11 protein-coding genes are annotated in these 12637 nt (G+C 64.2%); 7 read left to right on the forward strand and 4 right to left on the reverse strand.

All coding sequences use genetic code 11. The annotated features are described in order from the left end of the window. Positions 1 to 3 precede the first annotated feature (3 nt). Positions 4 to 972, reverse strand: coding sequence for a zinc-dependent alcohol dehydrogenase (locus V8352_RS00615; protein WP_336422310.1), 969 nt, complete (start codon positions 970 to 972; stop codon positions 4 to 6). Beyond that, entirely contained in the window at positions 969 to 2063 is a 1095-nt protein-coding gene (gene ribA / locus V8352_RS00620; RefSeq protein WP_336422515.1) for a GTP cyclohydrolase II, read from the reverse strand. The genes V8352_RS00615 and ribA overlap by 4 nt, the downstream gene beginning before the upstream one ends. Before the next feature lie 279 nt (positions 2064 to 2342). Here ribA and V8352_RS00625 point away from each other — a divergent pair, with 279 nt between their 5' ends. Beyond that, entirely contained in the window at positions 2343 to 3074 is a 732-nt protein-coding gene (locus V8352_RS00625; protein WP_336422311.1) for an FkbM family methyltransferase, read from the forward strand. Here the strand turns inward: V8352_RS00625 and V8352_RS00630 are convergent. Both V8352_RS00630 and V8352_RS00635 read right to left on the reverse strand, forming a co-directional pair. Continuing rightward, positions 3061 to 3861, reverse strand: a complete 801-nt coding sequence (locus V8352_RS00630) for an inositol monophosphatase family protein (RefSeq protein ID WP_336422312.1) — start codon at positions 3859 to 3861, stop codon at positions 3061 to 3063. The two genes, V8352_RS00625 and V8352_RS00630, sit on opposite strands and share 14 nt — an antisense overlap. Further along, complete coding sequence (locus V8352_RS00635; protein ID WP_336422313.1) at positions 3858 to 4931, reverse strand: glycosyltransferase family 4 protein; 1074 nt, start codon at positions 4929 to 4931, stop codon at positions 3858 to 3860. Before V8352_RS00635 ends, V8352_RS00630 begins: the two co-directional genes overlap by 4 nt. Before the next feature lie 452 nt (positions 4932 to 5383). Here V8352_RS00635 and V8352_RS00640 point away from each other — a divergent pair, with 452 nt between their 5' ends. The 6 genes from V8352_RS00640 (at position 5384) to V8352_RS00665 (ending at position 12486) form a co-directional block, all read left to right on the forward strand. Beyond that, positions 5384 to 6190 (forward strand): hypothetical protein, encoded by an 807-nt coding sequence (locus V8352_RS00640; RefSeq protein WP_336422314.1) that lies wholly within the window; start codon positions 5384 to 5386, stop codon positions 6188 to 6190. A 432-nt stretch (positions 6191 to 6622) separates the two neighbouring features. Continuing rightward, a complete protein-coding gene (locus V8352_RS00645; protein WP_336422315.1) occupies positions 6623 to 8539 on the forward strand; it encodes a calcium-binding protein in 1917 nt (638 codons plus the stop codon). 292 nt (positions 8540 to 8831) lie between these two features. Further along, entirely contained in the window at positions 8832 to 9305 is a 474-nt protein-coding gene (locus V8352_RS00650; RefSeq protein ID WP_336422316.1) for a helix-turn-helix domain-containing protein, read from the forward strand. Between the two features lie 147 nt (positions 9306 to 9452). Beyond that, positions 9453 to 11495, forward strand: coding sequence for a TadE/TadG family type IV pilus assembly protein (locus V8352_RS00655; protein ID WP_336422317.1), 2043 nt, complete (start codon positions 9453 to 9455; stop codon positions 11493 to 11495). Next, entirely contained in the window at positions 11492 to 12052 is a 561-nt protein-coding gene (locus V8352_RS00660; protein ID WP_336422318.1) for a TadE/TadG family type IV pilus assembly protein, read from the forward strand. Before V8352_RS00655 ends, V8352_RS00660 begins: the two co-directional genes overlap by 4 nt. Next, positions 12049 to 12486 carry a TadE/TadG family type IV pilus assembly protein gene (locus V8352_RS00665; RefSeq protein ID WP_336422319.1) on the forward strand — a complete coding sequence of 146 codons (438 nt, stop codon included), beginning with the start codon at positions 12049 to 12051 and terminating at the stop codon, positions 12484 to 12486. Before V8352_RS00660 ends, V8352_RS00665 begins: the two co-directional genes overlap by 4 nt. Positions 12487 to 12637: the final 151 nt, after the last annotated feature.

Below are 12637 nucleotides of genomic sequence, written 5' to 3' on the forward strand. Positions count from 1 at the left end.
TCCTCAGGGTTGGGTGGCGTATCGGATACGGTGGCACAAGGTGGCGGGATCGGCGAGGATCGCGCCATATGTCTGGGGCAGATCGTCGAACTGCGTCTCGCCCGAGATGAGCGCGTCGAGCACGGGATCGCGCAAGAGCTCGAGCGCCTTTGCCATGCGGCGCCCAAGGCTCCAACGCGGGGCGCGGGCGGGCGGCATATGGCCCACCTGGCTGCTGACAAGGCGCAGGCGGCGGCAGTGAAACGCACCGCCCAGCGGGACGGGCGACGTGCCCGTGCCGTGCCAGCTGGCCTCGACGACGGTCGCATCCTGCCCCGCGCAGTCCAGTGCAAGGGCTAGACCCTCTGCTGTGGCGGTGGCGTGGATGACCAGATCGCACTCGCGGGGCGCGCGCCCTTCCGCGTCATCAGGCACGGCAAAGCCGCAGCCCAAGGCGCGGGCCAGCCCCGCGCGGCCCGGATTGCTGTCGACGAGCGTCACGTCGGTGCCGGGGATGCGCGCCGCCAGATACCCGGTCAGCGCGCCGATGACGCCAGCGCCGATCACGGCGATCCGGTCGCCGGGCGCCGCGCCGCCATCCCAAAGAATGTTGAGCGCTGTTTCCATGTTGGCGCCCAGTATAGCACGCTTTGCCGTCAGGCCGTCCGGCAGGGGCGTCAGCATGGCCGCGTCCATGCGAAAGCGCGTCTGGTGCGGATGCAGGGCAAAGACCTCGCGCCCTTCGTGCGCGCCCTCGCGCGCGATACCGACCGCGCAGTAGCCGTATTTCACCGGAAAGGGGAAATCGCCCTCTTGGGCGGGCGCGCGCATCCGCTGGGTCTCGCTGCCGGGCACGCGGCCCTCGAAGACGAGGCGCTCGGTCCCCCGGCTGATGCCGGTAAAGAGGGTGTCGACAGCGATGCCGTCCCCTTCGACAGCGCTGCGCACCTCGGCGCGCGAGGGTGCAATGCACCAGAGGGCCCGCGCGCTCATGTCAGGATATGCCCTGATTTCAGGGCCTTGGTTGCAAGGTAATGCGCATTGACGTCATTGCCGCCAACCTTGAGAGGCACACGCTCGACCACGTCGATGCCTTGTGCGGCAAGAATGGCGATCTTGGCCGGATTGTTGGTCATCAGGCGCACGCGGGTGATACCCAGCCAGTGCAGCAGATTACCCCCGGCCCGAAAATCGCGCTCGTCGTCGTCAAAGCCCAGCCAGTGATTGGCCTCGACCGTATCAAGGCCGGTGTCCTGCAAGGCATAGGCGCGCATCTTGTTGGCAAGGCCGATGCCGCGCCCCTCTTGGTTGAGATAGAGAATGATGCCGCCGTCGCCTGCGGCCATTGTGCTCATCGCGGTGCGCAATTGCGGGCCGCAATCGCATTTGAGGCTGCCCAGGACATCGCCGGTGAAACAGGCGGAATGCAGCCGGACGGTGACGGGCTGGCGCAGATCGGGGGTGCCTATCTCGATGGCATAATGTTCGACGCCGCCATCGTCGGGGCGAAAGATATGCACGCGCCCGGCCTTGGAGGCAGCCATGGGCAGAGTGGCGGCACTGACGCGGCTTTGGGGTGCTGTCTGCTCCAGCTCGGCCATGATGTCTGGAACGCGCATCATGCTGAGGCCCAGACGCCGTGCCTCGGCTTCGGCATCGTCCATGGGGACGATGACTGCTGCGGGCAGCACCTGCGCCGATTTGGCGAGGGCCAGCGCGGCCATGTGCAGCCGCCCGGCAGGCTTGAAGTGTGGCTTCAAGGCAGGTTTGGGTCCCGCCTTGGCAGCGCTTGGCGCGCTGCACAGCCCATCATCGCCCGCAAGGGTCGCCAGCCACGCCAGATCCGCGCCTTCGGGAATGTCAGCGCAGAGCACGTCGCCGCCGCCAGAAATTTCCAGACCGGGCACATCCAGACCCAGCGCCTCGGCGCGGCGCCGTGTCAGGGCCAGCTGCGGCGTGCCCATCGCGCTGAGGGCGGCCAACCGCTCTGCCGACACCGTCTCGGCCCAGGCCACAAGCGCCGCGCCCGGCCCTTGCGTCAGCGCGACAGGCAGGCCCAGCTTGAGATCGCCCCTGAGACGCATCAGCCGTTCGACCGTGCGCGGCGTCAGGGACGGGGCGGTTGCCGGGGAGGCGTCAACGTCAGGGGCGGTGCCGACAGAGGCAGTTTGAAATAAACGCAAGGTCACGGGTCCAACTTGTTCTACGTGCTCGAAGTAACTTAGCTCACCCTGCCCAGAGGCAAGTCTGCCGACGAAAATTTGCCGGTGCACCATCGGTGTCCCTCTGGCGCTCCACGGCGCTGGACAATTGGTGTCATGCGCTATCTCAAAGGCACCTAGTCATAATATAGAGGCGGGCCCATGAGCATCTGGCTGGGATTTATCCGATCGCTGATAATCTACCATAATCCAGTCTCGATGCGGGCATGGCGTCGCTTTTACGTGGATCTGCTGGCGCCGGGCGATCTGGCCTTTGACGTGGGCGCGCACATGGGCACACGGGCCCGCGCCATGCGCCGTGCGGGCGCGCGCGTCATCGCGCTGGAGCCGCAAGAGCCCTTTGCCGGATTTCTGCGCCGCACCCTGCCGCGCGACATCACTTTGATCGAAGCCGCGGCAGGCAGAAGCGACGCCGAGGCCGACATGGCCGTATCGTCGCGCCATCCCACCGTCTCCTCCATGCGGGCCGAGTTCGTGGACGGCGCCGAGACGGCGCATGGATTTGGCCATGTGAAATGGGACCGCACGCAACGGGTGCGCATGGTTACCCTGGATGCGCTGATCGCCCGCCATGGCGCGCCGCGCTACGTCAAGATCGACGTCGAAGGCTTCGAGATCGAGGTGCTGTCGGGGTTGTCGCAGCCGATCGAGATCGTATCGGTTGAGTTTCTGCCTGCCTTCCCCCGCCTGACCCACGCGGTGATCGACCGTCTTGCCGAGTTGGGGGACTATCGGTTCAACCCGGTTCGTGGCGAGACGGGGGGATTTCTGTGGGACGACTGGCGCAGCGCCGAGGCGGCAAAGGCGTGGCTGGACAGCTTGCCGGTGGAGGCCGACTCCGGGGATATCTTTGCGCGCCTCAGCCGCGAATGACCCGGGCGAAGGCGTCAAAGAGCGCGGGCGGCGCGGTGATGACCGTGCCCGTCTCCTCGGGCCGTTCGCCTGAGTGCCAGCCCTCGACCTGCGCGCCCGCCTGCCGCAGGATCACCAGCCCGGCGGCGATGTCCCAAGGTTGCAGCCGCCGCTCCCAAAAACCGTCCAGCCGCCCGGCCGCGACGAATGCCAGATCCAGCGCCGCCGCACCCATCCGCCGCACGCCAGCGCACTGAGGCATGAGCCGCGCGATATCAGCGGCGTGATCGTCGATATGCGCCATCGTCCCAAAGGGAATGCCGGTGCCAAAAAGCGCAGGCTCCAGCGTCTGCGTCGGGGCAGGTGCGATGAGCCTGCCGTTGAGCGTTGCCGCCCCGCCGGTGCGGGCGGCGAAGGTTTCTTGCCGGACGGGATCATGGATCACGCCGACGCTGAGCTGCCCCGCCTCCTCCAGCGCGATGGAGACCGCCCAATGGGGAATGCCGCGCAGGAAATTGGTGGTGCCGTCCAGCGGATCGACGATCCAGCGGCGGGGGCGCTGGCCGCCCGATAGCGCCTCTGCGCCAGCGTCCGTGCCGGTCTCTTCGCCCAGCCAGGCATCATCGGGCCGGGCGGCGCGCAGGCGGGCGCGCAGGTGCTGCTCGGCGTTCAGATCGGCCTCGGACATGAAGTCGCCCGCGCGCTTTTGCGTGACGCTCAGCGCATCGCGGGTCTGCCAGTGTCGCAGCAGGATCTCGCCCGCCTCATGGGCGAGGGCAACGGCCAGTTCCAGATCCGCCGCGCTCATGCCGAAACCCCTGCAACGTGGTCGAGGATGCGGCCCACCTTGGCGGCGGCATCGTCCCAGCTTGGCAGCGCTGCGCCCGCGCGGGCGGCGGCGGCGGCCATTTCGGCATGTCTGCCCTCGTCCTCCAGCAAGGCGCGCAGCGCGTCTGCAAAGGCGCCTGCATCCTCTGGCGGCACAAGGCTGCCTGCGGCCTCCGGCACGGTGCCGGGCACAGCCCCCGCGGTGGTGGACACGATGGGCAGGCCACATATCAGCGCCTCGTCAAAGACGATGCCATACCCCTCGAACCGCGTGGCGAGGGCAAAGATATGTGCCTCGCGGTAGAGGCTGTCCAGCGCGTCCCGCTCGATCCGGCCCGCCAGCGTGATCCGCGCGCCGAGATCGGCGGCCTCTATCTGCTGCGCGAGCGCGGCGTCATGGCCCGGCTCCCACGGGCTGCCGACGATCACGGCGCGCCAGTCCAGATCGGCCAGCTGCGCCAGCGCCGCGATCAGGACGTCATGCCCCTTGCGCGGGTGCAAAATGCCAACCGACAGGATCAACGGTGGGGCCATGCTGGGCGTGGCCGCAGGCGGCAGGGCGGGACCCTCCGGCTTGCCGGGACGGATCACCGTGATCCGGCTGGCATCCACGGCGTAATCGGCGACCAGCAGATCGGCGATATGCGGGCTGGGGACGAGGATATGCGCGGCGCGCTCCAGATTGGCCTGCTCCAGCCTGTGAAGACGGCGCGCTTCGGCGGGGGGCAGGCCGCTTTCGTGGGCCAAGGGGTGATGGACAAGCGCGACAAGTGGCGTGCGCAGCCTGTCCAGCGCCGCGGTCCCGAGCGCGCCCAAGGCCAGTCCGTCGACAATCAGCACACGGCACGCCGGATTGTCTGCCAACTGCGCCTCTGCCCGCGCCATGTCTGCGGGTGTCGGAAAGGGAAAGCCATCCGGCAGCGCGACATGCGCCACGTCCCGACCTGCCGCGCGCAGGGCCGCCAGAAGTTGCCGGTCATAATGATAGCCGCCCGTGAGCGATGTCAGATCGCCTGGAACGGCGAAGGCGGCGGCGCAAGGTGATGGCATTGTCTGTCCTTTGATCGAGACGGCGTAACGCGGCTCCGCCCTGAAGACGTCCTAGCACGCAAGACCGGCATGGCAATGCGGGCCAGCGGGGTCAGAACGGGCGCTGGAGTTGTGCCTGACTTGAGCGACGCGCGACTGCGGTCCCTGTCCAAGGGCGCGCCTGACGTGGGCCACCGAGGCTGGCGAGCAGCTCCTTCTCGCCAATGGCCTGCCCCAAAGTGCGGCGCAGACTGCACCAAAGAATGGGCAAACCTCCGGCCCCGCGCGAGCGGAATACTAGCCATTTGGCCAGCCCATGAGGTCCAATAGTATCGGGAATACAGTCCTCGTAACTTTCTTGCGTGGCCAATGCAAGGGTCCACGGGAGTCGGACGCACAACCGCATCATCATCTTATGTGTCGTGCAATCCTCTCCAAGCCGTCTGACTGCCAACCAGATAGGAAATTTGAGTATGCCGACGCCATTCCATTCTCCCAGCACAGCGCCGCGCGGATCCGCGCCGGAGCGCGCGGCCCCTCTGCATCCCAGAAACACACGGTCGGCGGCGATGATGTCTGCGGGCGACGGGCGCCACCATATCGACCCGCCCGCACAGCCCAATATCGTATTTGCCGGAGTGTTGCTGAGCGGTCCTGTTGCGCTGATCGCGTTCATTGCGCTGCTCATCGCCGGTTGGCCACTGCTTGCGACGATGCTGACCGCCTTCGGTCTGCAAATCGCCGTGTTCTGCGCCTTTCTGGTCATGGGACTTGTGCCAGCCAGATCATCCGATGTGCCTGCGCCCCCTGCCACTGATTTCACCGATGCGGCGCCTGCAAGGGTGGACATCTGGCGCACATACCCAAGCCATGGCGCAGCCGAGAACGCTGCCAAGGTCGCCCTGATTGCCCCTGATCTGTCGCAAAGCCGCACGATCGCCAACAACCTCGCCGAACTTGGTCTGGAGGTTCATCACTGCACCGACCGCGATGCGGTCTTTGGTAGCATCGAGGCCCGGCCGGGTGACTGGGACCTGCTCGTTTTCGACATGGACGCGGCGCCTGATCTTGGCACCGGACAAGACGACCTCACGGACTTCCGCGCAAGCTGCCCCGACATGCCGGTTTTGGTGCTCTCGCGGACAGCGCAGCGAAACGCCTGTGCGAAGACGAAGACCCCTTGCATGACCGGTCTGGCAACCCTGCGCAAACCCGTGCTGCGCGCGCATCTCGTCGAAGGTTTGAAAGCGGCCAATCTGAACTTAACCGTCACACACTGAACAGAGACTGAACACACACTGAGCAGACAGTGAAGCCCGGCTGATGAGGTGATCCGCAGCAGCGATGCGGCGCGTCGCATTGCGCCAAGGGCTTCGCGTTCTGAAACTCCGAGACGCGCTCTGCCGCTTGCCCAACAAGGCAGCGCCGCGCGGCATGCCCCGCCGCTCACCGCTCTGGCGGCAGTGTTTGCTGATTTCATCCCGTTCGCACCTATCCCGCTGACACGGCGCCAACGGACGCCGCGCAGGCGAGGTGCCGGAGGCGTGCGTCCCTGACTTGCCTCAGGGCGCGCCGACGGTGCGGGCCAAAGTCCCTCAAACCCAACCCGAAAGCCAGCGGGCGCAGTTGGAAATCCCTGATGACATACATTCGCCCGATCGCAGACACCCTCATTCAAGATGATTTCACCACCGACAAGCTTAGAGGCACCGGTGAGAACGACCACCTCATTCACCACCGACAAGCTTAGAGGCACCGGTGAGAACGACCACCTCATTCACCACCGCGACCTGAGTGTCGAGGCGCATTCCAGCGTTGGCCTGGCCGGCTATGATGGTGATGACATCCTCGAAGGGTCAGTGCCGAAAAACGGTCAGATCCACATGTTCGGTGCGACAGGCAACGACTGGTTCATCCTCGATCTGACCAAGATTCCCGATGCTGTCGGGCACCAGGGGCACCACGCCTATGGCGGGCACGGCCAGGATACGTTTCACTTTACCAATATCGACGAGAATGCCGCGCCAATCATTGGCCGTCTTGATGATTATGACCCCACCTCGGACAACCTCCTGATCGAGGGCACCGCGATCAACCTGAGTGATCTGCCCAAGACCCTCACACTGCCAAGCGGGAACGAAGTCGAGGTTCGGGTGGTCAGCATCGAGCACCCGGAATTCAGCGCCGAAAACCTCGGCGTTCAGAACTTCCTCGCCATCGGGGACAATGCCTTCTACGCGCTCGAGGGCGCGCGTGATCTGCAGAACGGCACGTCGGACCTGATCGGCGAAGAGCGGCATTTCCTCAAGTCGGAGGCCCTTGAGACGCTCCGGGCGGCAGAGACGGTCGAGTATGAAAACCCCAAGAACTTTGTTCCGCGAGAGTTCTACGAAGACCGGGAAGACGATCTGAACCTGAACTGGAACCAGGCCGGAGCGGAGGTTGCCGCCGACACCGGCGACAAGGCCGCGTCCCATATGTTCGGCAGCAAGAACAATCCGGATGCCGTCAGCTCGGACGGCGAGCAGACGATGACGGGCAGCACCGGGGATGACGTGATCGATGCAAATAACGGTAATGACACGGTTTTTGGCGGGCTTGGAGACGACCTGATCGCGGCTGGCATCGACAATGATGTCGCCTATGGTGGCGCTGGTGATGACATGATCTGGGGCGGCGATGGGGACGATACGCTCGAGGGCGGTGATGGAGACGATTATCTGCACGGCGGGCGGGGTGATGACCTGCTCAGGGGCGGCGAAGGTCATGACAAGCTGTTCAGTGGCCAAGGCAACGACACGCTAGAGGGCGGTGGAGGGGACGAGGCCGTCAACCGCTTTCACTTCTATGAGGAGGGCGGCGCCGATGTCATTCTCGACTTCAAGGTCGGACTCGACCGGATAACGCTTCAGGATGACATCGATCCGCTGAGCGTCGAGCTTTATGAAAACAAGGATGGCAACACCGTCCTGAATTATGCACAGACCGGCTCGGTCGAGATGCGCGGCGTGGCACTGGACGCGTTCCAGGAGGCGGCGCAGATCCGGGCCGAGGAGGATGATCCGATCATCTCGATCACACCGGACCCTGAAGAGGAAATGCTTCGGGAGCTTCGGGTTGAGAACGGGTTTTACGGCGATGCGCCGCCGCCGGATTTGATGGTTGAGGGCATCCTTTACGGCGACGCCGCGTTTCAGGAGGCGGAGTCGGGCGGATACACTTATCTGACGGCACAAGAAGCGAGCGATGAACTGATGAGCGATGACCTCTCCGAGGACACCGCGGAGGAGGACGCAGATCCGTTGCCTGAGATCCCGAAGATCGACGAGGAAGAGGAAGAAGAGGAAGAAGAAGAGAAGCCCGACGAGGAGGACGCGGAGGGTGGCGGGGGAACATGCTTTGTCGCAACCGCTGCCTATGGCGATCCGTGGCATTCGGACGTGGTGTTCCTGCGCGCTTTTCGCGATCAATGGCTGGTGGACCGTGCGTGGGGGCGCGCCTTTATCGCATTTTACTGGCGGGTCGGCCCCAAGATGGCAGGGCCCGTGCGCCGCAACCCTCGCCTTGCACAGGGTGCAAAGACCCTCATCGCTGGAATTGTCTGCATCCTGCGGAAGCTCTGGACCTGAGTGGGGGATAGCCCGCCTTAAAGGTGCGTGGCCCAAGAATTCACGCCGGTTTCGGCGATTCGCATCTGCTGCCGTGCCGCCTGGATGTCGCGCCCCCGCCGTCCAGAAACAAGCCATGGTCCTCCCTCACGCTGGCCGCCGCCGCCCCCAGGGCTGGCCATTTGGCCAGCCCATCAGACTAAATAGTATCAGTGTGATGGGGGCCCTAACTTGATACGGTGACCTTCATGTTCTGGCCTACTTCCTCGGCCCTAGGTCACTTTAGGTAAAAGCACGCCGAAAGGAATGTTACATGGGCATCGTTGTTTCCCCCAGTTTCTCGCCCGCCAGCTTCTCGCGTGGAAAAAACGTGTCGCTCCGCGCGGAGGCCACGTACCACCGCGAATGCATCGCCGAACTGACCGACACGGAAGCCAAGGAGTATCTGCTTGAAGTGCTCGAACGGGATCTGGCCGAGGCCAAGGAAGGGTTCGGCAGGATCAAGGACGCGCTGCCACACGCCGACCGGCAGAGCGTGCAGATTCTCGGAATTCTGTGGGACGCCAAGCCGCGCATCAGAACCTACGGCTATATCTGTGACCAGTTGAAACATCTTAACGGAAAAGCATCCGATGAGCGGGCGCTCAACAGCGTTGTCAAACGCCTGCGGCGCGCTCTGGAAAAGACGGACTTCCCTATTGAGATCACCACGCATTACGGCATCGGATACAACTTGCGTGCCCCAGATGACTGGCAGGCACCCTGGAGTGACGCGGCACGGGACTGACGCGCGAACAGTGGCGCGGGGCAGGGACGACGACGTGCCATACCGCCATCCGCATCCGCTTGCGTCGGCTCGGAGCGCGAAGCCCCTGCCGCCGGATTCCGCGCCGTTTTCATAGCACATGCTACAAATCAGAGCAGGGCCAATAACGTGAAGCTCGACCCCCGCGATCCCAAGGAAAGCAGCGAAACGCCACTGCCACCCGCGCAGCGTCTGGCGCCGCGCGCGCGCCTCGGGGGGCTGAAAAGGCTGGCAGATCATCTTGCGGATTTCGCCACGCGCGTCGACGGCGGTGTTGCGACGATTGCCGGGCTGTCGCTCCCCGTGGTTTTGGGGTTCACCGGGCTCGCGTTGGAATACAGCCAGATGGTCGTCGTGCGCTCCGAGGCGCAGCGTACCGCAGACCTGGCATCCCATGCGGGCGCGGTTGCGTACGCGCGCGACAGCGGCGAGGATGCGATGGTCGATGCGGCCAAGGCAATCGCCCGGCTGAACGGTTTTGCCGACAGCGAGATCGCCGTTGAATTCGATACCTCCTTCTCGACCGCTTCGGGCGGGGCCGTGCGCGCCACCATCACTGCGCCGCGCCCGCTCTTCCTGCCGCGCCTCGTGGGCGGGGATGCCAAGGTCGATGTGGTGGCCTCTGCAGTTGCCGGGGCATTGAGCGGCGCACCGGCCTGCATCCAGGCGCTTGATCCCAGCGGTAGCGGCATCACTCTTTCGGGAGGAACGTCGCTGCACACGGCCGAATGCGGCGTTGCATCGAACGCCGGGGTAGAGGCCTCCTGCGGCGCAAGCATCATAACCAAGGCGGTCAGCTACGACTCGGCAGACAGCCCGGACAAGGGAAAATGCAAAACCATCACATCGCCCGATGGTTCGCCGCCGCAAATCGTCCGCCGGCCGTCGCCTGATCCATTGGCGGGCTCTGACGCCATACAGCTGGCCAGCGCGCAGATGGCCAGAACCTTGGCGCTTGAGCCGCCCGAGGATGTGGTTGTTGCGCCGGGTCCGAATATCGAGTTTGGCTGGAACCAGGGCACAACCATCGCCCAGGCCGAGGCCGTCGGCTGCACTGCCTCATTCGCCGATGCGAACAGCGAGTGGACGTTCTCCTGCCCGCCGGGCCAGACCACGGTGAACATCGGCAATGTGACGCTTGGGGGCGGCCTGAGGCTGCGTTTCAACCCCGGTGCCTCGCAAGACGTGGTCTACAATATCTCGGGAAGCATCCAGAATGGCGGCTCTTCCATGAGCTTTGCTGGCGGCACCTACAATGTTGCCCAAGGCATTTTCACGGGCGGAGGCACGAACACCGAGTTTGGCGCGGGCACCTACCGGATCGGAAGATCCAGCACCAATTGCAGTGGGGCCAACTATAGCATCTGTACGTCGAGCCGCATTTCCTTTGCCGGACCCAGTGAATTCGTGCTGCCATATGGGGTGCGCACTGAGGGCGGCGCGGTCATGACCCTCGGCACGGGAACGGGCAACAGCTTTCGTCTAGGCCCCTCATCGCGGGACGATGCGATTTCGATCGGGGGCGGTTCGCAGATTTACATGGGCGATGTGGACGACGGCGTTTTCGAGGTCGCAGGATGGATTACAGGCGGTAATGGCGGCAGTTGCCTCGATATTTCCGCAGCTGCCCTTCACGAGATCAACGGCTCGATCAAGGCCTCTGGTGCGATCCGCTTTGGTTCAGGGGCCTACGCGGTCAGCGGATACGTGCATCTCGGTGGGGATGGCGGCGGTAATTCAGCGTGCAAAGGCGAGACCATCAGCGTCGAGGCCATTGATACGACATTCCTGATTTCGGCCGAGGGCCCGGAGCCGGGGAATTGGGGATGTGACGATCAGGCGTTTTGCGTCAGCTCGGGCTATAGCGATGTCAAGGTTTCGTCTCCCGACACCGGACCCTTTGCCGATATTGCCCTCGTTGGCCCGCTTGACCCGATGAATAGTGCAGGCGCCACGTTCCGGGCAGGGGCGCGGGATGGCATCGTCACTGGCTCGGCCTATTTTCCCAACGGGCCGATCACGCTCGCGGGCGGCGCGAGTGCCAGTGGCGGCGACGGAGGCTGCCTTCAGATCATCGCGGCCGAGATCACGATGACGGGGGGGGCGTCCTTGGCGTCCGATTGCAACTTCTTGGGCGCGGGTGCCATCGCTCAGGTGGCGATACTGAAATGAAATGGTTCCATGTCCTGGGGACACGGCGATTGGTGCGAGGCGAAAGCGGCAGCGTCGCGGTCGAATTTGCACTTATCGCACCCATCTTGCTGTTCATTCTCGCTGGCATCATCGACATCGGCAGCGCGACCTTCGGCAAGCTGGAGCTGGATGCACGCCTGACCGCCGCCGCCGAATACGCGCTGCTGCAACCCGCGCCCGGCGATAACGAGGCCGCCGAGCAGATGGCCGAGAGGCTTGTCACACTGATGCAGAGCGGCGCGATGGATACGGCCGAGGTTGTGGTAAACAACGGGGCGAGGGCGAATTTGGACGGCACTTCGACGACCGTGACTCCTCTGTCCGGCGACGCCGCAGCATGCTACTGCGCGGTCCCGTCGCAAGAGGGCATCGTCTGGGGCGCCGCAACGAGTTGCGGCACGCCTTGTGGTGCTGGCGACACCGCCGGACAATTCGTGCAGATTTCCGCGACCGCCCGCCACGTCGCGATCTTTCCCGGATATGCCTTCATTCAGGACGATACGGTTTCAGCGCGTGCTGTCCTGAGGTTGCAGTGACCGGCTGCGGCAAGCTGCGCAGATTTCTTCTGGATCGTCGCGGCGCCGTGGCGATCGAATTTGCGGCGATCGCGCTGCCGCTGATGCTGCTTCTTGGCGGGTCTATCGAACTCAGTCGATACATGTGGACGCGCCATGCTTTGCAGGATTCGGCATCGACTGGCGCGCGGTGCCTGGGTCTGCAAGTCGAGCCTTGTTTTTCGGGCGAGACAATGGACCGGCCCGCGACCTTGGGCTTTGTCCGGCAGCAGGCCGCAAGCTGGCTCATCACGATTGCCGAGGACACGGTCACGCCCGATGCGGTTTCGGATTGTCACGGGGTCGATGATTTTGCCAGAGTCGGCATCCGAAGCCGCTTTGCCAGCGTCCTCGTCGTGTTGCCCGACATCTGGATCGAGGTTGAGGCATGTTTTCCGGTCATGCCGTCGGATTGATGTCATGTGCGCCGGGTTGGCGATTGGCAAAAAATCGTGGGCGAGAATGAAATGATCTGATATGGCCCATTTTGTCGAAGCATGAATTCGGTGGCTATTATTCAAATTTGCCGCCCTTCGATATCTGTGTTTGGTATCTGTGACTTTTTTA

Source organism: Roseovarius sp. D0-M9 (assembly GCF_037083805.1).
Classification (GTDB): Bacteria; Pseudomonadota; Alphaproteobacteria; order Rhodobacterales; family Rhodobacteraceae; genus Roseovarius.